At 33.5% G+C, this 23,096-nt stretch carries 24 protein-coding genes; 5 read left to right on the top strand and 19 right to left on the bottom strand.

From position 1 onward, the window contains the following. The first annotated feature begins 141 nt into the window (after positions 1 to 141). On the top strand, positions 142 to 732 hold the full coding sequence (locus FJR47_RS04360) for a class I SAM-dependent methyltransferase (RefSeq protein ID WP_152299240.1): 591 nt from the start codon (positions 142 to 144) through the stop codon (positions 730 to 732). 14 nt (positions 733 to 746) lie between these two features. On the opposite strand, the gene FJR47_RS04365 is transcribed toward FJR47_RS04360, so the two are convergent. Beyond that, positions 747 to 1,070: an MTH1187 family thiamine-binding protein gene (locus FJR47_RS04365; RefSeq protein WP_152299241.1), complete on the bottom strand. Its 324-nt coding sequence runs from the start codon at positions 1,068 to 1,070 to the stop codon at positions 747 to 749. A gap of 66 nt (positions 1,071 to 1,136) precedes the next feature. On the opposite strand from FJR47_RS04365, the gene FJR47_RS04370 reads away from it, so the two are divergent. Together FJR47_RS04370 and FJR47_RS04375 are read left to right on the top strand one after the other, a co-directional pair. Next, positions 1,137 to 1,820 carry a Crp/Fnr family transcriptional regulator gene (locus FJR47_RS04370; protein ID WP_152299242.1) on the top strand — a complete coding sequence of 228 codons (684 nt, stop codon included), beginning with the start codon at positions 1,137 to 1,139 and terminating at the stop codon, positions 1,818 to 1,820. 58 nt (positions 1,821 to 1,878) lie between these two features. Continuing rightward, positions 1,879 to 2,325 (top strand): Hsp20/alpha crystallin family protein, encoded by a 447-nt coding sequence (locus tag FJR47_RS04375; RefSeq protein ID WP_152299243.1) that lies wholly within the window; start codon positions 1,879 to 1,881, stop codon positions 2,323 to 2,325. A 29-nt stretch (positions 2,326 to 2,354) separates the two neighbouring features. Here FJR47_RS04375 and FJR47_RS04380 read toward each other — a convergent pair whose 3' ends face one another. The 15 genes from FJR47_RS04380 to FJR47_RS04450 form a co-directional block, all read right to left on the bottom strand. Next, entirely contained in the window at positions 2,355 to 2,888 is a 534-nt protein-coding gene (locus FJR47_RS04380; RefSeq protein WP_152299244.1) for a hypothetical protein, read from the bottom strand. A 47-nt stretch (positions 2,889 to 2,935) separates the two neighbouring features. Further along, positions 2,936 to 3,838: a uroporphyrinogen-III synthase gene (locus tag FJR47_RS04385; protein ID WP_152299245.1), complete on the bottom strand. Its 903-nt coding sequence runs from the start codon at positions 3,836 to 3,838 to the stop codon at positions 2,936 to 2,938. Positions 3,839 to 3,905: 67 nt separating this feature from the next. Next, complete coding sequence (locus FJR47_RS04390; protein ID WP_188093751.1) at positions 3,906 to 4,673, bottom strand: enoyl-ACP reductase; 768 nt, start codon at positions 4,671 to 4,673, stop codon at positions 3,906 to 3,908. 1 nt (position 4,674) lies between these two features. Then, positions 4,675 to 5,568 carry a 4-hydroxy-tetrahydrodipicolinate synthase gene (gene dapA, locus FJR47_RS04395; RefSeq protein WP_152299247.1) on the bottom strand — a complete coding sequence of 298 codons (894 nt, stop codon included), beginning with the start codon at positions 5,566 to 5,568 and terminating at the stop codon, positions 4,675 to 4,677. Then, positions 5,569 to 6,867, bottom strand: a complete 1,299-nt coding sequence (locus FJR47_RS04400) for a M16 family metallopeptidase (RefSeq protein WP_188093752.1) — start codon at positions 6,865 to 6,867, stop codon at positions 5,569 to 5,571. Beyond that, positions 6,864 to 7,922 carry a quinone-dependent dihydroorotate dehydrogenase gene (locus FJR47_RS04405; protein ID WP_152299248.1) on the bottom strand — a complete coding sequence of 353 codons (1,059 nt, stop codon included), beginning with the start codon at positions 7,920 to 7,922 and terminating at the stop codon, positions 6,864 to 6,866. Before FJR47_RS04405 ends, FJR47_RS04400 begins: the two co-directional genes overlap by 4 nt. Before the next feature lie 131 nt (positions 7,923 to 8,053). Beyond that, positions 8,054 to 8,803 (bottom strand): tyrosine-protein phosphatase, encoded by a 750-nt coding sequence (locus tag FJR47_RS04410; RefSeq protein ID WP_223176063.1) that lies wholly within the window; start codon positions 8,801 to 8,803, stop codon positions 8,054 to 8,056. Then, positions 8,800 to 11,175 (bottom strand): GumC family protein, encoded by a 2,376-nt coding sequence (locus tag FJR47_RS04415; RefSeq protein ID WP_152299250.1) that lies wholly within the window; start codon positions 11,173 to 11,175, stop codon positions 8,800 to 8,802. Before FJR47_RS04415 ends, FJR47_RS04410 begins: the two co-directional genes overlap by 4 nt. Before the next feature lie 14 nt (positions 11,176 to 11,189). Then, entirely contained in the window at positions 11,190 to 11,969 is a 780-nt protein-coding gene (locus tag FJR47_RS04420; protein WP_152299251.1) for a polysaccharide biosynthesis/export family protein, read from the bottom strand. Between the two features lie 97 nt (positions 11,970 to 12,066). Then, positions 12,067 to 12,645 carry an HAD family hydrolase gene (locus FJR47_RS04425; protein WP_152299252.1) on the bottom strand — a complete coding sequence of 193 codons (579 nt, stop codon included), beginning with the start codon at positions 12,643 to 12,645 and terminating at the stop codon, positions 12,067 to 12,069. Beyond that, complete coding sequence (locus FJR47_RS04430) at positions 12,642 to 14,117, bottom strand: ArnT family glycosyltransferase (RefSeq protein WP_152299253.1); 1,476 nt, start codon at positions 14,115 to 14,117, stop codon at positions 12,642 to 12,644. The genes FJR47_RS04425 and FJR47_RS04430 overlap by 4 nt, the downstream gene beginning before the upstream one ends. Then, positions 14,114 to 14,845: an SDR family oxidoreductase gene (locus FJR47_RS04435; RefSeq protein ID WP_152299254.1), complete on the bottom strand. Its 732-nt coding sequence runs from the start codon at positions 14,843 to 14,845 to the stop codon at positions 14,114 to 14,116. Before FJR47_RS04435 ends, FJR47_RS04430 begins: the two co-directional genes overlap by 4 nt. After that, positions 14,842 to 16,134: an FAD-binding oxidoreductase gene (locus FJR47_RS04440; RefSeq protein ID WP_152299255.1), complete on the bottom strand. Its 1,293-nt coding sequence runs from the start codon at positions 16,132 to 16,134 to the stop codon at positions 14,842 to 14,844. Before FJR47_RS04440 ends, FJR47_RS04435 begins: the two co-directional genes overlap by 4 nt. Positions 16,135 to 16,136: 2 nt before the next feature. Then, positions 16,137 to 16,526, bottom strand: a complete 390-nt coding sequence (locus tag FJR47_RS04445; RefSeq protein WP_152299256.1) for a GtrA family protein — start codon at positions 16,524 to 16,526, stop codon at positions 16,137 to 16,139. After that, a complete protein-coding gene (locus tag FJR47_RS04450) occupies positions 16,523 to 17,389 on the bottom strand; it encodes a UbiA prenyltransferase family protein (RefSeq protein WP_241855424.1) in 867 nt (288 codons plus the stop codon). The genes FJR47_RS04445 and FJR47_RS04450 overlap by 4 nt, the downstream gene beginning before the upstream one ends. Before the next feature lie 82 nt (positions 17,390 to 17,471). Here FJR47_RS04450 and FJR47_RS04455 point away from each other — a divergent pair, with 82 nt between their 5' ends. Continuing rightward, on the top strand, positions 17,472 to 18,029 hold the full coding sequence (locus tag FJR47_RS04455) for a DJ-1 family glyoxalase III (protein WP_152299257.1): 558 nt from the start codon (positions 17,472 to 17,474) through the stop codon (positions 18,027 to 18,029). Here FJR47_RS04455 and FJR47_RS04460 read toward each other — a convergent pair. Next, positions 18,026 to 18,940, bottom strand: coding sequence for a class I SAM-dependent methyltransferase (locus tag FJR47_RS04460; RefSeq protein WP_152299258.1), 915 nt, complete (start codon positions 18,938 to 18,940; stop codon positions 18,026 to 18,028). The genes FJR47_RS04455 and FJR47_RS04460 overlap by 4 nt on opposite strands. 58 nt (positions 18,941 to 18,998) lie before the next feature. On the opposite strand from FJR47_RS04460, the gene FJR47_RS04465 reads away from it, so the two are divergent. Then, positions 18,999 to 20,198, top strand: a complete 1,200-nt coding sequence (locus tag FJR47_RS04465) for an NAD(P)/FAD-dependent oxidoreductase (RefSeq protein ID WP_152299259.1) — start codon at positions 18,999 to 19,001, stop codon at positions 20,196 to 20,198. A gap of 4 nt (positions 20,199 to 20,202) precedes the next feature. Here the strand turns inward: FJR47_RS04465 and cysS are convergent, their stop codons facing one another. Further along, positions 20,203 to 21,603 (bottom strand): cysteine--tRNA ligase, encoded by a 1,401-nt coding sequence (gene cysS / locus FJR47_RS04470; RefSeq protein WP_152299260.1) that lies wholly within the window; start codon positions 21,601 to 21,603, stop codon positions 20,203 to 20,205. Beyond that, complete coding sequence (murJ, locus tag FJR47_RS04475) at positions 21,590 to 22,996, bottom strand: murein biosynthesis integral membrane protein MurJ (RefSeq protein WP_152299261.1); 1,407 nt, start codon at positions 22,994 to 22,996, stop codon at positions 21,590 to 21,592. Before murJ ends, cysS begins: the two co-directional genes overlap by 14 nt. Positions 22,997 to 23,096 lie beyond the last annotated feature (100 nt).

The raw sequence follows: 23,096 nt of genomic DNA on the forward strand, positions 1-23,096 counted from the left end.
AAATTAAAGTATAGTTTAGGTATTATACTCCGAATTTTAAAGCTCTTAAAATGTTAAATTTTAAAGATAGTAAAGAGATAGAAAAATTTATAATTTTAAAACAAAAAAGTTTTTGTAATTTTGTACGCAAGAGTAAGCCAAATGAGTAAAACAGCCAATATAGAATCTTTTCAAAAGTATTCAAAAGAGTATGAAGAGTGGTTTGAAAAGAATGATTTATTGTATCAAAATGAGTTAAAAATTGTAAAAGATATCATAGGCGATACTCAAAATGGTTTAGAGATTGGAATGGGAAGTGGCAGGTTTGCTATAAAACCCAATATTGTAATAGGTATTGAGCCTTCCAGTGAGATGAGAAAAATAGCACTCTCCAAAGGCTTGAATGTTATGAATGGTATTGCAGAAGATCTTCCGTTTAAATCACAAACATTTGATTTTGCAATGATGATAACATCTATTTGTTTTATAAAAAACCCGAAAAAATCTTTGAAAGAAGCTTTTAGAGTTATTAAAGATGGAGGTTTTTTGATTATAGGTTTTATAGACAAAAAATCAGAACTTGGAAAACAGTATGAGGAGAGTAAAAAAAAGAGTAAGTTTTATGCCAATGCAAAATTTTACTCTCTTGATGAGTTGATAAGTTTATGCAAAATAGCAGGATTTAATGATTTTAAAAAGTATGAAAATATAGATTCAGAGAATCCAATGACATTTTTAAAAATATATAAATAACAATATCTGCCTGTTTAGTGATTTATTTCTCTTTTTAAAATTTTTTCGACAGAGGCAATCTTTGTTTTGAGTCTGTTTTTTGTGTTTTTTCTAATGTCAAATTTTAACGATGAGTAGACTCTATCGCAATCTTGAAGCTGTTTATACGCCAGCTCTATAATAGCCAATGCTTCTTTCATAGTTTCTGTCTCAATTACGGTTCCCATAGGAGTTAATCGGTAAGACACCCCTGATTTATCAATTGCATCGATAATTTTACTAACATAGCTCGATACTGAAGAACCATCTACACACTCATTGGATGTCGGAAACATGCTGAATTCTAATAGTACTGACATTGAAAAATTTCCTTTTAAAGTATAAAATTGTATAAATTATATCAAAATATACAATGGATAATTTAAATGAAAACAAAATCTTTTGAAATTGAGCTGCTTCATAATGTTGACAAAGAGTTTAAAGATGATTTTTATAAATACTCAAAAACTTTGGAGTACTCCAAAGGCTCTTGTGCATTTTCTTCTGATGATTTGTTAAATTATTTTTATATAGTTCTAGATGGAAAAATAAAAACATATCAGATCAATTTTGAAAACTCTAAAGAGCAGACTATTTTTATCTATCAAAGAGGAGACATGTTTGATGTTATATCTCTGTTGGATGAAAAACCGCATGAAGTTATATATGAAGTTTTACAAGACTGCAGAGTTTTACGACTGCCTATCGAGAGAGTAAGGTACTGGATAAACAACAATCCTACTTTCAATAAAATTTTTTTCCCATATATTGCTTCTAAAATGAGATATATCGAAGATTTAGCAACAGAGTTGTCTTTGTATGATGTAAAAGACAGATTAATACATCTGCTTATTGAAAATTTAAATCCAAACAATAAATTTAAATATAGATTGCTGCAAAATCTTTCAAATAGTGAAGTTTCAAAACTTCTTGGAACAGTAAGACATGTACTTGAGAGAGTTTTAAAACAGCTAAAATCTGAAAATATTATACAAACAAGCAGAAAAAACATTAGAGTAAAAAATTTTCAAAAACTTTTAGATAAAACAACGAAAATGCTACTTAAGTAGCAAAATAATATTTTTAAATTTTATATCATTTCATTGATTTAAAAAAAAGGAGTTTGTAATGTTAATTTCAAGATATTTTAATCCAGTAGATCTATATAAAAAACAAAAAGAGATTGATTTGTTTAATGATTTTTTAAATTCTTTTGAAAAAAGAGAAGATATGAATGTTTTAGTTGATTTTAAGCCAGCTGTGAATACTAGAGAGGGCAAAGAAGCATATCATATAGATGTTGACTTGCCTGGAGTTAAAAAAGAGGATATAAATGTAGATGTTAAAGATAATATACTTATTATATCAGGGAAAAGAGAAACAAAGAGTGAAATAAAAAAGGATGAGTATTATAAAATAGAGAGCAGTTATGGAAAATTTCAAAGAAGTTTTACACTGCCTGAAAAAGTGGATTTAGAAAATATTAGTGCATCTTGTGAAGACGGTGTTTTAGAAGTTGTTATTCCAAAACTTCAAATAGAAGAAAATTCTGCTAAGAAGATTGAAATAAAGTAGCATAAGTATATCGCCAAATGCGATATACTTTAAAACATATTTACAACACCGTAGTCAAGCATCTCTTCAAACTGCTCTTTTGTAAGTACTGCTTTTACCTTTTCGATACAATTTAAATGTATTTTCGTAAGTTCAGCTCTTAATTTTGCTATCTCATCAACCATAGGGTAAAACTCACTCATCTTTGGAGTTTTGTGTTTAAAAGAGACTTTTTGCATAAGCTCAAGTTCAAGTTTTTTAACAACTAAAGCTTTTTTCGCGGCTTCTGACATCAACTCTTTTTTTATTTTAAGAATAGCATTGATCTGTTCTTCTGAAAGCTCTAAATTGGAGCTAGAGGAGTCATAAAGTGTCATTCCGACTAAATATGGAAGATTTTTCGGCATTAAAAAATAGTCTTTTGGAAAACTTTCTTTTGTTGTAAATGCTCCTACGGAGCCTGCCATTTTTTCCATTTTAACAACATCTTCAACCGGTGAAGGAAGATTTGGTTCTGCTGCTACACTTACACCAAATATAAGAATAGATAATGTAACTTTTGTCAATGTTTTTATAGATTTCATAAAAAATCCCCTTTAAAATATGGTATAAAAGTATTATACATTAATTTTTATCTACTTAGTTCAATGGCTTTTTTTACACAAGAATCTAAAGACGCTGTCTCAGAAAGAGTCGGTTTTATATAAGATGGAAAAAATTTTTTTGTTGTATGCCCGATAGAGATTGCTTTGTAGCTTGGATCCCAAGTGGCATTTTTTAAAAAACACTCTATTGTTGATGGAGAAGAAAAAATAATAACAGATTTTTTTGGAAGTTTTATCTTCTTTTTAAAGTTAATACAAACTGTTTTATAAACAATTGCTTCATCACAAACAATATCATTAGAATGAAGAATATCTACCATGTCTGAAACAACTCTCGAACCTCTTATATAGAGAACTTTTTTGTTTTTTAAAAGAGGAATTAATTCTGCTGCAAATTCATTTCCATGTTTTTCTTTACCAACAAATTTTAATTTTCCTCCCATATCGCTGGCAATTTTTGCAGTTTCTGGAGCAATAACATACAGAGGTTTTGTTTTCCATGCATGTGTATAAGAATCTAGTGAGTAAATAGCATTTTTTGATGTAAAAATAAGTGCATCATAGCTAGAAAAATCGATATTTGTTTTAATCGTTTCTATTTTAATAACCGGTAAATTTTTAGCCCATTTGACCTTTTTATCACTGAGTATATAGATATTTAAGTTGCTGTTTTTGATTTTTTGTACAAATGAGTTTATATATCTTTTAATTTTTGATGTTAATGAATCTTTGCTATTTAAAACCAATGATTTGTTTTCATTAATAAAAAAAGGAATATGATTTTTACTAAGAAAATGTGTGATTTTTATTAGCTCTTCATAGATATGTTCATTGGAAAAATTTTTGTCCAGTATAAAAGAGTTGCTTTTTTTATCATACTCATAATAGATAAGATTTAATGATTCTATGGATTTTTTTATATTTTTCATAAAACAGATGATAACATCATATGAGTAAATATTTTTCTAAAAAATATTTACTCAATGGGTATATATGTTACTGAAAAGTGGTTCCGCCGTCAACAACGATTGTTTGACCTGTAAGCCATGATGATGCATCTGAGCAAAGAAAAAGGCAAGCACCTGTTAGATCCTCAGGTTGTCCCATGCGAGAGAGTGGGGAACGCTTTACGACTTCTGATTTTACCTCTTCATAGTTTGGAAAAGCTTTAAGCGCATCTGTGTCAATCGGTCCTCCGCTTACCGCATTTACTCTGATGTTTTTATCACCCAGTTCCGCTGCAGCGTAACGAACCATTGTTTCTACAGCGGCTTTGTTTGTACCATGTCCTGCATAATTTTGAGTATAGATAAGATTACCGGTTGAACTCATGCTTATGATGCTTCCTCCGCCTATTTTCTCCATTCTCTTTGCTGCCTCTTGAGCACCTACTACAAAAGCATCAACTGTTGCTATATATATGTTATTAAGACCCTTAGGTTTGAGTCTCATAAATGGACCAAAACCGCCGACAACAGCACGGCCTGAAATAATTGCATTTGATATAAAAAAATCGAGTCTCTCAAAATCTTTATCAAAGTTTGCAAAAACATCTTTATATTTTTCAGGCTCTAGTATATTGAGTGCATAAGCGCAAGCTTTTACGCCATATTTTGATTCTATATCAGCGATAATTTTATCTGCCGTTTCCGCACTTGTTGCATATGTAAATGCAACATTACACCCTTTTTTGGCAAAAGCATAAACAATTGCTTTTCCGATTCCCCGTGTTCCGCCGCTTACAAAAAGAGTTTTTCCTTTCATATTATAATCCTTTGATTTCATAATTTTTCATAACTTCTTCGAGTATTTTCATATTTTGCGCACTAGGAGCAACAAGTGGAAGCCTATACTCTAGTGTCTCAATAAGTCCTGCAATATACATAGCAGCTTTTATCATTATAGGATTAGACTCTAAAAATAGCGCTTTATTTATTGGGAATAGTTTATCATTAATAGCTTTTGAACCTAAAAAATCACCACTTAAAGCTTTGGCAACAAGTTCGCTTTTTAAATCAGGAAGCAGATTCGCCGTAACAGAGGTTATGCCTGCTCCGCCATTTGCAAGAATAGGGTAGTCGATAGCATCATCACCACTAAAAACCTTAAGATCAGGTCTGCGTGAGAGCAGTTCAATGCTTCGCTCTATACTTCCTGTTGCTTCTTTGATTCCGTAGATATTTTTGACATCGTCAAAAAGTCTGATAACAGTATCTGCACTTATATCAACAACTGTACGGCCAGGAACATTATAGAGCATAAACGGAAGATCAGGAACTGCCTGTGCCACCGCTTTGTAGTGTTGATAAAGACCTTCTTGAGATGGTTTAACATAGTAAGGTGCAACAGAAAAGATAGCATCGACTCCGCATTTTTGTGCTGTTTTTGCTGCCTCTATCGCTTCTGCCGTTGCGTTGCTTCCTGCTCCTGCCAGAACTTTTGTATCTGTTCCTTTGCAGACCTCTACAGCTATCTCCATACATCTTTTATCTTCTTCGTAAGTAAGTGTAGCACTCTCTCCAGTTGTTCCAACCGGGCAGACTGCGTTAATGCCGTTGTTGATTTGTCTTTTGATTAGATCAGCATAAGTCTGCTCATCCAATTTTCCATTTTTAAATGGAGTAATAAGTGCAGTTGTTGAACCTGTTACTATATTCATTTAATTCCCTTTTTTTAAAATAAGTGTTGTTGATTTGTCGAAGTTAAAGTACTTGTTTGCGACCTCTTGAACTTTTTCTTGAGTAATTTTTTCAATATTTTCTTCATATGTCAAAAGTGGTTTCAGGTCACCGCGCACAAGATAGCTTCCAAAGAGATTTGCAACAGATGTAGAACTCTCCAAAGAGTAGATAAAATCAGCTTTAGTGTTGATTTTTACTTTCTCAATCTCCTCTTTAGTTACTTTTTCATTTTTTATAAGCTCTATCTGTTTAATAAGCTCTTTTTCTACATCTTCAGCTTTTACATCTTGGTTGCATGTTGCTAGAAAAATAAAAAGACCCGGATCTATATTTTCCATATTGTAAGCGTATACGCTGTTTACAAGATGTTTTTTATCCATCAGCTCTTTGTAGAGTCTTGAACTTTTGCCTGAGAACAGTATTTCAGATATGGCACTAAGTGTTACTTGATCTTCATCTCTGAAGTCTGGAATATGAAAAGTGATAGCAATCATCTCAACTTCACTCTCTTTTTTGATAGTTACTCTTTTTGGACCGTTTTGTTCAGGTTCTACAAATTTAAATTCTGGAATTTCAGTTTTGTTCTTAATGTCGCCAAACATTTTTTGTGCTTTTGCAAAGACCTCTTTTGGTTCTATATCGCCAGTTATCATAAGAATCGCATTATTTGGCTGATAATATGTTTCATGAAACTCTCTTATGTCATCTATCGTCCATGTTTGGATATCATTCATAAAACCTATCGGTGTCCAGTGGTACGGATGATAAACATAAGCATTGTTGAACATTGCAAAGTAGAGATAACCAAGCGGAGAGTTGTCTGTTCTCCAGCGTCTCTCTTCAGCTACAACATCGCGTTCAGGTTGAAACTCTTCGTCTTTAAGGTTTAGATTTTGCATAAGCTCGGCATATAGTTCAAGTGATTTGTCAAGGTTTTGTGTGCTTGATTTGATATAGTAGTGCGTATAATCAAAACTTGTTGAAGCATTGTTTACTCCGCCTATGCTTTTAACTTCTTTATCAAATTCGCCTGCATTGAGGTTTTTTGTGGATTTAAAGTTCATATGCTCTAACATATGGGCGATTCCGGTTTTGCCTAAAATCTCATTTCTGCTTCCGACTTTGTAGAAAATATCCGTACTGATAACATTTGTGTTGTTTTTAAGAGGAATTACAACGATTTGCAGTCCGTTTTCTAGAGTTTTTGTTTCATATTTTGGTAGTGACGATGCCATTAAAGTTCCTAAAATTAGTGTGAGTGTTAAGAGAATTTTCATTTTCTCTCACTTCCTATTGCTTCTGTAATATTTGTATATCCATCAGCTTTTATAAGCTCTGTAAGTTCTGTGTTTATGTTTTTTATCATATCGGGCCCATGGAAGATAAGTCCGCTGTATATCTGAACTAGAGAAGCACCCGCTTTTATGCGTCTATATGCCTCTTTTGCAGAGTCTATTCCGCCGACAGAGATAAGTGTAGTTTTGCCGTAAAGCTCTTTTGCTACCGCTTCAAATATCTCAAAACTTTTCTCTTTTAAAACAGCACCGCTTAGTCCGCCAATATCTTTTGGATTTTTTACGAGTGAGTAGTCTATGGTCGTATTTGTAGCAATGATACCATCAGCCCCTTTTTCAACTGCAAGTGATGTAAGTGCAACGGCATCTTCTTTGCTCATATCTGGTGCAATTTTTAGTAAAATAGGCTTGGAAGTTATCGTCTTCGCCTCCTCAAAAAGCCTTGTTATAAACTCTTCGTTTTGCAAATTACGCAATCCCGGCGTATTTGGAGATGAGATATTTATAACCAGATAATCACCTAGTTCATGAAGCGCTTTTATAAGTGTTATATAGTCATTGATAGCCTCAGCTTCAGGCGTAATTTTGTTTTTGCCAATATTTATGCCAATTGGCGTAGTAAAAGGATATCTCTGCTTCAATCTTTTTTGAACTTTTAAGAGACCTTCATTGTTAAATCCCATAGCATTTTGTATGCTCTCTTCCTCGATATGACGGAACATTCTGGGTTTTGGATTTCCAGGCTGCGGTTTAGGCGTAACAGTGCCTATCTCAGTATATCCAAATCCAAGTATCTGTATACCGCGAATCATAGTGGCATTTTTATCAAATCCTGCACCAAGCCCGACAGGATTTAAAAAAGTACGGCCAAAAAGCTCTTGCTTTAATACTTCATTTGTTACGAAGTGAGACTCTAAAAACGAGTTAAAAGGTATTTGACATATATTTGGCAATCTAAGTACAAATTCTGCAAGATGATGAGCACTCTCCGGGTCTAGTTTGTACAACCAAGGTCTAATATTTTGATAATTTATCATATAGTTATCTCTCTACCTTCAAAAATAAAAAATTTTAAGATTATACTAAAAAAAAGTAAAGAGCAGTTTATGTCGGCATTTATTTATGTTTTTGAAAATATTAATAATTTAAATTTTTTAATTATTTGATTTTATAATAAAGTTTCATTTAGCAATTTGTTTTTTAAAAAAAGGTTTTGAAAACTGGAGCTTGTTTCAACTTTTTTTAGAAAGTCAATATGGCGCATTTTATGTGTATCGCTTCCGGCAAAATCAACAAGACCATTGTCAACAAGCCACTCGACTGCCTTTTTAACAGGAGAGCTGTAATATCCTATTAATGAATTTAAATTGATTTGAAAAAATACTCCCATATCTTTAACGCGTTTATACTCTTTAAAATCATTATGCATATAAAGATATCTTTCAGGATGAGCTAATACAGGTTTGTATCCTAAAGATTTCATTAAAAATATTTGCTCATGTAAAGCGTAAGGTCGTGCTATATAAGAAGTTTCAAAAAGTAAATAGTTTGAACCAAATGTTAATATATCTTTGTTTTTGAGCAATTGAATAAAATGTTCATCAAGATAGTATTCTGCGGCACATTCGATTTCAATTTTTAAGTTATTCTTTGATATGTTTACGCGCAAATCATCAAGTTTTTGTATGATATCTTTAGAATTATTGCGATATGTATCATACATGATGTGCGGAGTAATTATTAATTTGCGATAGCCAAGATCTGAAAGTTCTTTGATAAGCTCAAGAGACTCTTGCATATTTTTAGCTCCATCATCAATTCCAGGAATTAGATGAGAATGAACATCTACGACCAATGAAGAGAGATTCAAAGAAGATGCCTTTTTATCTTTTGAATAAAAAGGAAAAGTACTTTTCAAATTTTTAATAAATGCTTGAACCATGATCTTTTTGGTTTTTCTTCATAGCCATAACCATATCCGCCGTAGCCGCCGTAGCCTGAATAGGCTTTTTTTCTAAGTAAAGCATTGAGAATAATTCCTGTATTTTTAATATTGTGTGCTTTTGCAGTTTTTTCAAAATTTGTTACAAATCCTTTTTTAGCATAGTTTGATTTTACAACTAGCAGTGTAATATCCGCAAGATTAGCTAAAATAGTTGCATCTGTAACTAGTCCAAGTGGCGGGGTGTCTAAAATAATATAATCATAACTCTGTTTTAAAAATTCTATTATCTCTTCCATTCGTTCGCTCATTATAAGTTCGGAAGGATTCGGCGGTACCGGACCCGAAGAGATGATATCAAGGTTTGTTATTTCTGTATTTTGAATTATTTCTTCTGGTTGTGTATGACCAGAGAGAAAATTGCTCATTCCGCTATCATTTGGCAGATTAAAAACTTTATGTAATGTAGGCAAACGAAGGTCAAGATTTAATATAATAGTTTTTTTATCACTCATAGCTAAAATTGCTCCTAAGTTTGAAGATGTCGTTGTCTTGCCTTCTGCAGGAATTGTAGAGCTGATCATGATAGTTTTATGGCTGGAGTATGTTGCCATAAACTGAAGATTTGTTCTTATAGCGCGAAAACTCTCTGCATAGACAGATTTAGGGTCGTTATGTATTACATGATAAGTGTCTTTGTAGCCTTTTATAAAAGGAATTGAGCCAATAACTGGAATTTTGGACTCATTTGTAATATCCTCATAATTTTTGATAGTATTATCTAAGGCATTTCTTATAAGTGCTATCATAATACCAAGAATAAGACCCAATACTGCACTAACTGCTATAATAAGTGAAATTTTTGGTTTAAGTGGTTTAAGTGGCAAAAGTGCAGGATCTATGATACGGCTATTTGAAACTTTTGAAGCTTTGATAATTGATGCTTCATACTGTTTTTCTAATAAATAGGCGTACATATTTTCATTCACTTGAAATTTACGCATAAGATCTATATATTCGCGTTCTTTTTCAGGAAGTTTTTTGAAATATGCTTCATTTTTTTCAATAATTTTTTCTATTGATTCTCTACGATTTTTAATGCCTTGATAAAGACTTTTTATATTTGATAAAATCTCATTTTTAATTTTTGCGATATTTTGAGTAACTTTCATTACCTCTGGATGACGCTCGGTAAATTCTACCAACAAAGATCTTCTTTCTCTCTCTGCCTCACTTAAAGCTTGCATTAAAGAATTAATAAGCAGGTCTGAAATCTGCAGCGGTGCAATAGAAAGAGACGAAAAATCTCCTGTTTCTAATAGTTCTAAAACACGCTTAGCCTGTTCTTCTTCAATCTCTATTTGGGCTAATTCCTGATCATATACGATAAGTTTTTGCATTGAAGCTTGTGTTTGAGTAGCAATATCCATTAAATCATATTTTTGTTTGAATTGTTCTACATTTATAGCAGATTTTTCAAGATTTGATTTGATTTCTACAATCTGTTTCTCTATAAAATCGAGTTTTTTAGTTGCTTCTTCTGTATTAATATTTATGTTTTGTTGAATATATGCATTTGCAAGTGCATTTGTAAATATTTGTGCGCGTTGCGGCAGATTGTCTTCATAACTAATCTCTACAATGGAACCATTTTTCATAAATATATTGGCAAATAGATTTGGTTTAATCATATTTTCAATAAGAGATCTCTTGTCATTAAAGGAAAAAAAGTACTCTTCATCTATGAAATCACGCTTTTTGCTTATAGTGATTGAAAAATGTTCATTTATAATTTTTTCATTATATTTGTGCTTTGCGTTATATGTTGGATTTTGCGTAAGCCCTGTTATATCTTTCCAAGAGTCAAGTGTGCTTAACTCAAAAGTATCTGTATCAAGTGGTTTGATAGAGAACATTCTCCCTATAAATTCAGAGTTTTCAGGATATGAATAAAGTACTTTAAATGGAGCTTCATCAACAAATACCTCTAAAGTTTTAAAATTCTCTTTTTTGAAATAGCGTATATCAAACACAACATTATTGAGTACCTCTTTAATAAGAGTATAAGATTGTAAAATTCCTAACTCTGTATCAATTTCTGTGTTTGGCATACCTTGTATTGCCGCTTGAAGCATATCTGTTTGAAGTTGTTTATCATTAGTTTTGACTTGAATAGTTGTTGATGTTTTATAAATAGGCTGTGCAAAATAAGCAAAAGCAATTCCAAAAGCAAGAGTGATAAAAAAAACAAAAATAATTGTCAGTTTCCTCTCTGATAAGCTCTCAAAAAGTTGTTTAAGATCTATTTCATCTTCAATATAAACATTGTTTTGTGTTTCAATTGACATATTTATTATATTCCTTAATCGGTTAAGTATTTTATATTTGTAAATGGCGATAAAATACTATTAACCAGCTGAAGCATTGGTAGATATTCACCAATATTTACATTTGTTGCCCTCATATTATTTGGTTCTACATAGACGACATTTCCCGGGGTAAGCATCAAATCATTTGTTTGCAAAGATGCTAATTTTGTTAGATCTACTGAAGAGATGGTAGGGTTGCGATGGTCTCCGCGAATAATTTTTATAGATCTTCGTTCTCCATATATATTGATATCTCCAGCCTGAGCTATAGCCTCGATAAGGCTTATAGACTCTTCTACAAGAGGCACTACGCCTGGCTTATTTACTTCACCGATAACATAAATACGCTGGTTTAGTATCTCAATTTTTACTTCCGGCTGTTTCAAAAATTCTCGATAGCGCTCCTGAAGCATAAGTGAAGCTTCCTCTTTTGTAAGTTCAGATATTTTTACACGCCCCAATAAAGGCATAGTCACTGTACCATCTGAAGCAACTGTAGTTGCTCTATCAGATGGATCAGAATCAACATTGATTTTAGTTGTAAGTTCTGAATAATTGAATACTTGAATGTCAAGCTTGTCTCTCGGAGCGATTTTATATGATATTTCATGCTTTGGACATATTTCAGGAGTTTTTTCTTTATTTTGTTTGGAGTTTTTTTCGTTTGTTTGTGCCGTTTGAAAAAGTATAAATTCCTCTTTTTTTGCACAACCTGTGAGCAGCAAAATTATTGAAAATAAGATAATTAATTTGTTTATTCTAAATTTTTTCACATATAGTCCTCTGCAAAATAGTAAGTTGAAATTTTAGCTAAAAGTAAATAATTTATACTTAATTATCCTATAAATAATTTTTTTTTAATATTTTTTCTTAGTAGCGTATGCTTTTGTGTGCAAGTGCCAGCATCTCTTTGTCTCCGGAGCTGTCTCCGTATGCATATATCGTTTTATACTCTTGCAGATTGAGGTGTGCTTTTATGCGGTTTTCTTTTTCAATCCCGTGACAGTTTGGAGTTAAAAATTTGCCGCTAAAAGTTCCATTTTTAAATTCTAGTTTTGTTGAAAGCAGTTCTATGCTGTTTTTATCACACCAAGGTTGCAGCCAGCACTGCATCGAGGCTGATACTATGACAACTCTGTCGCCATTTGCCTGATGTTTTTTTAAAATTTTGATTCTCTCTTTACTGATGATAAAATCAAGTTTTTTGAGTGAGAATTCTGTTGCAGTTTTTTTAAAAAACTCTTCATCTATGTCTTTGAAAAATATTCGAAAAAGATGCTCTTTTGCAACTCCATTATTTATAAGTTTCAGCTGCCAAAGCGTGAAATAGGGGAGAAACTTAAACATATTTACTATATAATTTTTTCTGCTGACACTATGTTTTAAAAATTCATTAAGTGAATCTTGTTTTGTGAGAGTGCCGTCAAAATCAAAAAGTGCTAGATTCATCTGTAGTACCTATCCTTAAAGTAACATTCTCCTACCGGCAGCCAAGATGGGATATTGTAAAACTTCTCATTTTGAACATCAAGATAGAGCTTTTTATATGCATCATAATTAAAATTATTGCATGTGGCTGTATAAAATGTCGCGCCCTCTATTTCAAATGTTTCAAGCAGATAAGAGCCGCATACTTTATTTAGCTCATTTTTATCTATCTCTCTTTTATTTAAAAGCGTTATATCTTTGTTTGACAAAGTTCTTACATCCAGGAGTTTATCGTCAAAGCGTCCATATTTAGAGTTGCTAAATAAAACTGTTATATCTCTTTTGCAGTAGTAGGAGAGAGTGGACGCGCTTGAGTAGCTGTGTGTAAAAATTCTCTCATCATTAAACTTCGCAAGTTCACTGCAAAGCATTTCAGGTTTAGTATACATAACAATGTCCGAGTATTTTTTGTGCTCTTTTAAAAGAGAGGTCGGAAGCAGTAAAACAGCAATTACAAGTACTGCATGTACAGATGTAAAAATTGCATTATATATGAAGAGTTTATCTGATCTTTTATCATCAAGATAGCTAAAGAGAAGAAATATATATGGCACAAAGATCAAAAACCAGTGAAGCCCGATTTTGTTCTTAAGCGAGACAACCAAAAAGATGAAAAAAGCAATGCCGAGGATAAAGGCTAAAAGTTTGAACAATTTTGTTTTTTCAAATTTTGTTTTTAGTAAAAAATAGGCTCCCCAAGGGGTTAGTATGTAAAAAATAAGCCCGAAATAGCCAAAAATTGTGCCTATACTGTAGCTGTTGTGTTCAGTTCTGGCAAAGAAGTTAAAGAGGATGTTGTTCCAGCAGCTGTTGTAATTAAAGTAGAGGTTTTGGATGATAAAAAGAGAGACAACTGCGGTGACAACTAAGATGCTTTTTATGGCTTTGGATCTATATATAAAGATACAAAAAAGAAGCAGCGAAAAGAGCAAAAAAACCGCAAAATATTTGCTTAAAAACGCAGAGCCTAAAAATAGACCTGCAAGAAGAGAGTATCTTAACCACTCTTTTTTCTCCAAAGAGTAGAGCAAAAAGAGCACTCCAAAAGAGCTAAAAAAGAGCAGGGCGATATCATTTGTCATAAGTATAAGCAGAATATCAACGGGCGAAGCCAAAAAGATAAGTGATGTGAAAAAAGCTCTTTTTTTCTCTACGCTGTAGAGCAGGGCAATTTTGTAGATGACAAAAGCGACTGCAAAAGTTGTAACAACGCTAAAGAGTCTAAAAAATATATGGGAATCACTGATAAAACTCATCAGATACAGCATCCAGCCTACCATCGGCGGATGGTCATAATAGCCCATACTTAAGTTATTTGCCCACTTGATAAAGTATGCCTCATCACCGGTTAATGGAAGTAATAATAAAATTGCAATTTTAAAAACAAATATTGCAAAGAGAATCTGTATCTCTTTTTTATAACTATTTATCATATGCTCATTTTTTTAAATATAAACTCAGGAATATGTTTAATTATAAGCATTATAAGCATCCAGATAGATTTTGTGTATAGGATATTTCTTCCTTTTTGCTGTGCGTTGTAGATATCACCTGCCACATCTTCAGGTTCTGCAGTTAAATTTTGCGGCAAATCCATATTTTCGGTCATCTTTGTATTGACAAAGCCTGGTTTTACTGTAAGAACCGATACTCCGCTCTCATAAAGTCTGTTTCTAAGACCGCTTAAGTATGCTGAAAAAGCCGCTTTCGCACTTCCATAGATATAGTTTGCTTTTCTCCCTCTATCACCTGCAACAGAGCTGACGCCTACTATAAAACCGCGTCTGTGTTTTTCAAAATCATTTGCGATTATATTTAAGATGCTAACGGCTCCTGTATAGTTTACATTGATGGTATTTAGTGTTTCATCCCACTCTTTTTGCGCACTTTTTTGCTCTGCCATATAGCCAGAGACTACAATAACGCCGAGAGGTTTCTCTTCAAGCGAGGTATAAAAATTTTCATGAGTATCGTATGCCGTTACATCAAACTCTTTAAGCTTTACATCAACGCCGCTTCTAACATAGATATCCTGTTTTAAATCCTCCAAAGATGCACTTTCTCTAGCTGCCAAGAAGAGATTGTAACCGTTTTTTGCATAGACTCTGGCTATCTCTTTTGCGATGTCGCTTTTTGCTCCGATTATTAGAACATAACTCATATTTGAACCCTTTTTGACTGCAGTGAATTAAATTTTGTATCCATACTGTTGTTTTTTCTAAATTCTCTAAACTTCTCTATTTGAGGATACCCCTTCTCAAAAGTTTCTTTGCTTACGCGCACATCTTTTGTAAGATAGATTCTTCCTCCATATTTTACGACTACTTCATCAAGAGCATCTAAAAGCTCAAAAATTCCCTCTTCTATCTTAAAATCCAGTGCAAGGGAGTACCCCTCCATCGGGAAAGAGAGATAGTTGTTGTTCTCTTTTGCGTAAAGTTTTAAAACGGCTAAAAATGAGCCTTTCCCTGAATCGGAAATTTTGCTTAAAATCTCTTTTAATCCCTCAAAACTACTCTCTTTTGGAAGGATAAACTGATACTGAGTAAAGCCGTTTTTGCCATAAATCCTGTTCCAGTTCCCAATCGCGTCCAGCGGATAAAAGAAGGAGTTGATATCCACCTTTTGTTTGGATACTCCATCTTTTGCTTTTGCATAGTAGAGCCAGTTAAAAGCCTTTACGCTGAGGTTGTTGAGCGTAAATGATGGAAAGTTGAATGCGATTGAGAGCTTCTTTTTGCTTTTATAGTCCAAATCGCCGTCATCCGCAAAATCGCCGACCATAAGAAGGCATTTTCCTATTTCATCATCTTTTGCAAGGCAGTCTATCCATGCGACAGAGTAGGGCATATCCTGATACTTCTCAAACGCTTCGAAAGTCTCTTTTAGATTTTTTGTTTTTATGGTTGTCTGATTTATATTTTTAGAGTTGATTTTCTTTAGCGAAATTTTTGCACTTAAAATAACACCTGTAAGCCCCATACCTCCGCAGGTTGCATAAAAGAGTTCATCCCCTTTTTTGCAAACTTTTGTCTCACCATCGGGAAGCATTATGGTGAGCTCTTCCACACATTCGCTAAAACACCCCTCTATATGATGATTCTTTCCATGAACATCACTTGCAATCGCTCCGCCGAGGGTAATAAGTTTGGTTCCGGGAGTAACTTTTAAAAACCATCCGCGCTTTACTATAGAGTCTAAAATCTCACTCAGCAGCACACCGGCCTGGCATGTAAGCATCCCGTTTTGCTCATCAAAGTTCAAAAAGTTGTTATAGTTTTTGCAGTAAATAATATTTTCATTTAAAGCGCTGTCGCCGTAGCTTCTGCCGTTTCCATACGGGATAAATTCGGTAGTTTTTTCTAGATAATTTTTTAAGCTCTCTCTATCTCTTAGAGCAAATTTTTTGGTGATGATTTTTGGGTACATGCCCCAGCTAAAGAGACTCACGGCTAATCCTTAAAGACAAATCTTTTATCAAGATAGTATTTTACTATATATCCTATACTAAGTCCAATAATAGCGCCTAAGTATTTTGCATTTTCATTTTCAAATATTGTGTCAAATCCAATCTCAAAGCCCCAAAAGATAAATGTCGTAAAAACTCCCATAAGTGAGTAGAGAAAAAATTTTTTGCCATCATCCTTTTTACTCTTTGGAATATGAAAAAAGATATATTTTTTATCTAAAATATATTTTGATATCAGGCCTGCAGCCGTTCCGACAAACATTGCTATATAGAGTGATAAAAATCCCTCATAAATCAGAAAGCTTATGTATTGAAACGCTATATTGAGCGCAGTTGAGAGAAGTGCAAAGAGCGTGTATCTGATGGCAATCATATTAGTTTTACAATTCCTATAAAACAGATAAGCCAAGAAAGAATAGTTAGTTTTAAAAATTTATCTTCAATGACTATTTTTGTAGGATTGCCGCTATTTTCTTCTACAAAAGTTATCTGCATATAGCGGATAACTCCAAGGATTACAAAAAAAGAAGTAAGATAAAGATAGTTTGAGTCGAGTCTTTTTGTAACTTCGGGTGAAATAGTGTATAAAATATAGCTCATAATTACAACGCCCGCCATTAAAACCATAGATGCGTTTACAAACTCAAGGTTGTAACCGTCAATGTTTTTGCGTGTTTCTTGACCTTCTAATGAGAGGAGAACGTCATCTCTTCTTTTTGCAAGAGCCAAAAAAAGTGCCAAAAGAAATGTCATAAGAATTATCCACATAGAGAGTTCTATATCTGTTACAGCCCATCCTGCAAAAAGTCGTAAAACAAAACCTGTAGCGATGATAAATATATCCAAAACGGCAATATGTTTTAGTTTAATAGAGTAAAAAATATTTAAAATAAAGTAGATAAGCAAAACAAGAAAAAGAGTGCTGTTTAAGAAAAAAGATAGAAGAAGGGAAGATGAACAGAGCAGTAAAATAAGTAAAACGGCACTCCTTTTTGAAACACTTCCATTTGCAAGAGGACGATTTTTTTTAGTTGGGTGCGCTCTGTCTTCTTTAATATCTAAAAGATCATTAAAAATATAAACACTGCTTGTTAAAACACAAAAGAGTAAAAAAGCCAAAAGAGTGTTAATATTATCATCTATATTTGAAAATGAGAACGAAAACAGAAGCGGCATAAAAATAAAGAGATTTTTTATATATTGATGAACTCTAAAGAGCTTGAAAATGTCACTCAAAAAGACAACCTTCACTTTTTAAGTAAATTATAACATTATAAGTATAAAATTAAAAAGATAAAATAAGAGAAGGAGATAGATAATGAACAGAGTTTTAGTGCCGTTGGCAGATGGATTTGAAGAGATAGAAGCGATAAATATCATAGATGTTTTAAGAAGAGGCGGTATTGAGGTTTTGGTTGCTTCTTTGGGTGAGAAGGGTTCAGTTAGAGGTGCTCATAATGTTACAGTTTTGTCTGATATGTCCATAAATGATGTAGTCGTAGAGAATCTTGATATGATAGTGCTGCCTGGCGGCTGGGACGGAACAGTTGCTCTGCGTGATGATGCAAATGTACAACGAATTCTTAAAGAGATGGATAAAAAAGGCAAAAGCATAGGAGCAATCTGTGCAGCACCTCTTGTGCTTGAGAGTGCAGGGGTATTAAAACATAATTACACATGTTATCCGACTATTGAGAAGCAGATAAGAGAGGATGGATTTAGCGATAAAAACATGGTTGTGGAAGATGCTAATGTTTTGACATCGCGCGGACCTGCAACGGCTATCTGTTTTGGATTGCAAATCGTTAAAAAACTTCAAGGCGAGAAAAAGTACAGTGAGGTAAAATCTGCTCTTTTGGCCGAGTACTGTGATTAAGAGTTTTGCCTTTTAAAAACTAAGTTTTTAAGGCTTCTCTCTTCATCTTGGCTTGCAAACTCTTTTAGGTTTTCAAGCCGTTTAACAAACTTAAATTCGGGTGCAAACTCATCTATCAGCTTAATCAAAAAATTTGAATCCAAATCAGGTGCGTTTAAAGATGCCAGAAGTATACACTCTTGTGATGCGATATCGGGTAGTTTTTTTATGATTTTTTGATAATCTTTTTTGGCATCAAAACTCCCTTTTTGATAACTTGGCGGATCTATAATTATGAGATCAAAAGGTCCTTTTTTCTTTATTCTGGAAAATGATTTAAGTATATTGTATGGCAAAAAACTGACACCTTTTGTATCTATATCGTTAAGATAATGGTTTTTTCGTCCTATTGAGAGTGCGCTTTTGCTCATATCAATATTTGAGACGCTTTTTGCACCGCCGAGTTTTGCAGCAACACTAAAGGCGCATGTGTAGGAGAAGAGATTGAGTATATTTTTATTTTTAGCGTTTTCTCTAACAAATGTTCTACCGTTTTTCATATCTGCAAAGTAGAGGCTGTTTTGGTTTGAAGTAAGGTTAAGTTTTAATTTCATGCCGTTTTCAACTGCAAAGAGATTTTCTTCAAGCTCACCGGCAATAACTTCGCTTGGAGCACCCTTTATATAGCGTCTTTGAAGCACAATGATCTTATGTCCTGAGTAGGATATAAATTTTTGCAGCATCTCTATAAGCTTATCCTCCTTTGCATCTTCAAAGTAGAGAGCCACACTTAAAACAGTATCTATTGAGTCGATTGTTAGATGCTTCCATTCATCATAAAGAGCTCCGCGACCGTGAAAAAGCCTTTTAAACTCCTCTGTTTTATCTTTTACACTCTCTTGCAGTAGTTCTTCTAATTGTTTGATTGTCATTCTAAGCCTAAGTAAATTTTTGTATAATTCTATCGATTTTATGGTGCAAAGGCAAAATTTGAATAAAAAAGTAGTAATTATCGGCGGCGGATATGGCGGACTTCGCGCTATAGAGCATTTGGCTATGCGAGCAGATATAGATGTGACACTTATAGACAAACATCATTATCACTATCTTCAAACGGAGGCGTATGGCTATATTGCCGGTAGATTTGATCTTCATGATGTAGTTATTGATTTGCAAGATTGGTGTAGCGGATTTAAGAAAAAAGTTGCTTTTGTAAATGAGAGTGCTCTTTGTGTTGATTTTGAGTCTCAAAAAGTAAAAATTTGCAGCGGTGAGATAGCATATGATTACCTTATTATCGCAACAGGAGCAAAAACAAATTTTTTCTCTTTTATAGAGGGTCTTAGAGAACATAGTTTTGGCGTAAAAAATCTTCACAGAGCTCATAATTTTAGAGTAGAATTTGAAAATCTGATCTATAAAAAACTTCAAAATGAGGATGATGCGCAAGAGATAAATTTGGCCATTGGAGGTGCGGGACTTAGTGGTGTTGAGGTGGCTGCAGAGATGGCAAATGTAGTTGCTGTTTATAAAAAAACACTTGGAAGCAGAGTAAACAGCATAAAAATTCATCTTATAGATGCAAGCAAGACAATCTTGCCGGGAATGAGCGATTTTTTGATAAAAAGTACACATAAGCGGCTTGAATCTCTTGGAGTCAATATTCTTACCGACGCTTTTATACAAAAAATGGATGATACAACTATCTATTTTAAAAACGCTAATCCACTTCAATATCATTTTATGATTTTTACAGGTGGAATTAAAGCATCAGAATTTAATGAAACAATAGATACGCAAAAAAATAAAATCTCTCAGTTTATTCCAAATGAGATGTTAAATATCGGCGGCAAAAAGAATGTATTTGCTATAGGAGATTGTGTTGAAATCAGAGATGCAGAACAAAATATACTGCCTCCAACAGCTCAAACTGCCGAGAGAAGCGCAGAGTATGTGGCAGACTCTATCCATAAAAAAATAGATAAACAACCTTTAAAACCTTTTGATGCAAAAGTGTTGGGTGTGTTTATAGCACTTGGCGGACGCTGGGCAAGCGGAGAGCTTTTTGGTTTTATAAAAGTAAAAGGATATAGTGCATACCTGCTTAAAAAAGCAATAACATACGCTTACTATATCGGACTTCGTCTTCGTATAAATACAGGCTATAAAAACAGGATAAAAAATCCTTAGAAAACTATATTTTTTCCCAAAAAGTTCCTTGCGGAGTATCCATTAGATTTACTCCATAAGCGAGTATCTCATCGCGGAGTTTATCTGAAGTTGCAAAATCTTTTGCTTTTTTTGCTTCATCTCTTTTGGATATAAGTGCATTGATTTTTACTTTTGTCTCTTCATCGACGCCTAATTGAAAATATTCATAAGGATTTTTAACTCCAAATCCCAAAACTTTTTCAATATAGGCTAAATTTGAGAGAGTCTCTTTTTTAAACTCTTTATGTTTTCCTGCAGTGTCGAGTACTTCATTTGCATGCGAAATCATCTCATCTATAAGTGCAAGTGAAGCAGATATATTTAAATCATCATTTAGTGCTTTTAGCAACGAATCTTGAAAAGCTGTTCTTTCACTGTTGTGGCTCAAACCAAAGAGACGCTTTTTAAGTCTGTAAATTTTATCCAATCTCTTTTTCGAAGCACTCAAATCCTCTTCATTAAAGTTAAAGTTGCTTCTGTAGTGTGTACTTAAGAGATAAAATCTTAAGACCTCTCCGTCATAGACTTTAAGAGCATCTTTTAAGAAAAAACTATTTCCTAAACTCTTTGACATCTTTTCACCCTCAATATTTACAAAACCGTTGTGCATCCAGTAGTTAGCTAAAACATGATTTGTAGCACACCTAGTTTGAGCCGCTTCGTTTTCATGATGCGGAAAGAGCAGATCCGCTCCGCCGCCGTGAATATCTACTGCATATTTTACATCTTTTTGCGCCAGGTGCTTTTCTATCATTGCTGAACACTCTATATGCCATCCGGGGCGGCCTTTGCCAAAAGGAGAATCAAATGATATACTATCATCGCGTACGCTTTTCCATAGGGCAAAATCGGCGCTGTGTTTTTTTTGAGATGAGCTCTCGACACGCTGCATCTTCTCATCCTCATCCTGGATTCTATGTGAAAGTTTTAGATACTCACTGTCACTTGAAGTATCAAAATATACATCACCATCCTCTGTTTTATAGGCGTGATTATTATCAATAAGTTTTTGTATAAGTTCAAACATTGCTTCAAGCGACTCGGTTGCTTTTGGTTCAATATTTGGACGCATAACACCAAGTTTACTCATCTCTTCATGATAAGCTTGTGTGTAAAAGTCTGTTATCTCTTTTATGCTTTTATGCTGCTCAATAGATTTTTTAATGATTTTATCATCTATATCTGTTATATTTCTGGCATAAGTAACATCATAGCCGTTGGCTTTTAAGACTCTTGTAAGCAGGTCAAAAACCAAAGCACTTTTTGCATGACCTAAATGAGCATCATCATATACAGTCGGACCGCATACATAAAGAGTTACTTTAGCATCTCTTTGTGGAATAAATTTTCTTTTGGTTTTTTGTACAGAATCATATATATACACTGATTAAATCCTTCAAAATTATAAGTAAAATAGTAAATAAAATTGAACCAATTATAAGATAGATGGCTTTTTTGCATAGAAGTATATCGAAAAAGTTTTTTACTCCAAATGCTTTTATAGTTAAGTAAAACCCGACAAATCCGCTAATAGTACTAGCTAACGCCAAACCTGCTGCTCCGAGAGGCATGATAAAAAACAAAGAGAAAAGAATATTTGCACTTAGAGATGCAGTAGCAATCTTTGCGGCTTGCATCTGCTGCTCATTTGCATATATCCAAAGCAAAAAGAGTTTTTGAAGACCAAAAGGCAAAAGACCTATCATATACATCTGCAGTACCGCCGCTGTATTAAGAGTATCACTGTTAGTAAAGGCACCTCTCTCAAACAGAAGCCAGATAATCTCTTGCGAGAGTATAAATCCGCCGATAGTGCTGGCACTAAGTAAAAAAGCCAAAAACCAGAAAGCTTTTTGCATAAACACTTTGGCTTTTATCTCATCTTTGTTTTTAATATATTTTGCAATAGTTGGGAAAAGAGCGATGGATGTGGCAATTGCAAACAAAGCAAGAGGCAGTTGAAAAATACGGTTGGAGTAGTAGAGATAACTGATTGCTCCGCTTGCTAAAAATGAGGCAAGCCATGTATCTAAAAATGCGCTTATCTGCGCGGTTGAATTTCCCCAAATAGCAGGTAAAAACTGTTTTTGAAATTTTTTTGTCTCTTGTGTTATTTTTTTGAATTTTACTTTTAAATAGCTAAATCCGCCGCAAACAAGCCTAAAAAGCCCAAGGTTATAGATGGCGATCATATGTGAAAAAAGTTGTAAAAGACCACCGATAACTACCCCGTAACTTAGATAGTAGACTATCTCATTTTGGCTTTTGTCCTGCGAAAAATAGAGTGCTAAAATAAGTGAAATATTGAGCAAAGCAGTTGAAAAAGCTGTAGTGGCAAAATGTTGTTTATATTGTAAAAGAGTGCTTAAAAAAGTTACCATAAAGATAAGCGGCAGATACCAGAAGTTGATTGCTACAAAAGGTGAAGCAAGATCTATCATCTCTTTGTCAAAACCGATTGCTATTGCTTTTGTAGCGATAGAGGGCAAAATATTTACAAAGAGTGTCAATATTACTATAATGGACAAAAATATACTAAATATATGCGCCAAAAAAACAGCTCTATGTTTTGATTTTGCATATGCAGGGATAAAAACTTGTGTAAAAGCACCTTCTGCAAAGATACGGCGAAAAAGATTTGGGAGTTTAAATGCAATAAAAAATATATCACTGTATATATTTGCGCCAAGAACAGATGCGGTTAAAAGATCTCTTAAAAATCCTAAAACTCTTGAAAATAAAATTCCAAAACTATTGGTGAAAATTGATTTAAACATAGGCTTCTTTTGTAGAATCTGGACAGCTTTCAAAACTTATTGGATATTTTTGAATCTGCTTACATATTACTTTTACGAAAGTTTAACAAATATTTGATTA

Origin of the sequence: Sulfurimonas xiamenensis, assembly GCF_009258045.1 — a bacterium.
Taxonomy (GTDB): Bacteria; Campylobacterota; Campylobacteria; order Campylobacterales; family Sulfurimonadaceae; genus Sulfurimonas; species Sulfurimonas xiamenensis.

Coding starts and splice junctions, on each gene's coding strand:
- FJR47_RS04360 (WP_152299240.1), top strand. CDS start 142: ATGAGTAAAACAGCCAATATAGAATCTTTTCAAAAGTATTCAAAAGAG.
- FJR47_RS04365 (WP_152299241.1), bottom strand. CDS start 1,070: ATGTCAGTACTATTAGAATTCAGCATGTTTCCGACATCCAATGAGTGT.
- FJR47_RS04370 (WP_152299242.1), top strand. CDS start 1,137: ATGAAAACAAAATCTTTTGAAATTGAGCTGCTTCATAATGTTGACAAA.
- FJR47_RS04375 (WP_152299243.1), top strand. CDS start 1,879: ATGTTAATTTCAAGATATTTTAATCCAGTAGATCTATATAAAAAACAA.
- FJR47_RS04380 (WP_152299244.1), bottom strand. CDS start 2,888: ATGAAATCTATAAAAACATTGACAAAAGTTACATTATCTATTCTTATA.
- FJR47_RS04385 (WP_152299245.1), bottom strand. CDS start 3,838: ATGAAAAATATAAAAAAATCCATAGAATCATTAAATCTTATCTATTAT.
- FJR47_RS04390 (WP_188093751.1), bottom strand. CDS start 4,673: ATGAAAGGAAAAACTCTTTTTGTAAGCGGCGGAACACGGGGAATCGGA.
- dapA (WP_152299247.1), bottom strand. CDS start 5,568: ATGAATATAGTAACAGGTTCAACAACTGCACTTATTACTCCATTTAAA.
- FJR47_RS04400 (WP_188093752.1), bottom strand. CDS start 6,867: ATGAAAATTCTCTTAACACTCACACTAATTTTAGGAACTTTAATGGCA.
- FJR47_RS04405 (WP_152299248.1), bottom strand. CDS start 7,922: ATGATAAATTATCAAAATATTAGACCTTGGTTGTACAAACTAGACCCG.
- FJR47_RS04415 (WP_152299250.1), bottom strand. CDS start 11,175: ATGTCAATTGAAACACAAAACAATGTTTATATTGAAGATGAAATAGAT.
- FJR47_RS04425 (WP_152299252.1), bottom strand. CDS start 12,645: ATGAATCTAGCACTTTTTGATTTTGACGGCACTCTCACAAAACAAGAT.
- FJR47_RS04430 (WP_152299253.1), bottom strand. CDS start 14,117: ATGATAAATAGTTATAAAAAAGAGATACAGATTCTCTTTGCAATATTT.
- FJR47_RS04435 (WP_152299254.1), bottom strand. CDS start 14,845: ATGAGTTATGTTCTAATAATCGGAGCAAAAAGCGACATCGCAAAAGAG.
- FJR47_RS04445 (WP_152299256.1), bottom strand. CDS start 16,526: ATGATTGCCATCAGATACACGCTCTTTGCACTTCTCTCAACTGCGCTC.
- FJR47_RS04455 (WP_152299257.1), top strand. CDS start 17,472: ATGAACAGAGTTTTAGTGCCGTTGGCAGATGGATTTGAAGAGATAGAA.
- FJR47_RS04460 (WP_152299258.1), bottom strand. CDS start 18,940: ATGACAATCAAACAATTAGAAGAACTACTGCAAGAGAGTGTAAAAGAT.
- murJ (WP_152299261.1), bottom strand. CDS start 22,996: ATGTTTAAATCAATTTTCACCAATAGTTTTGGAATTTTATTTTCAAGA.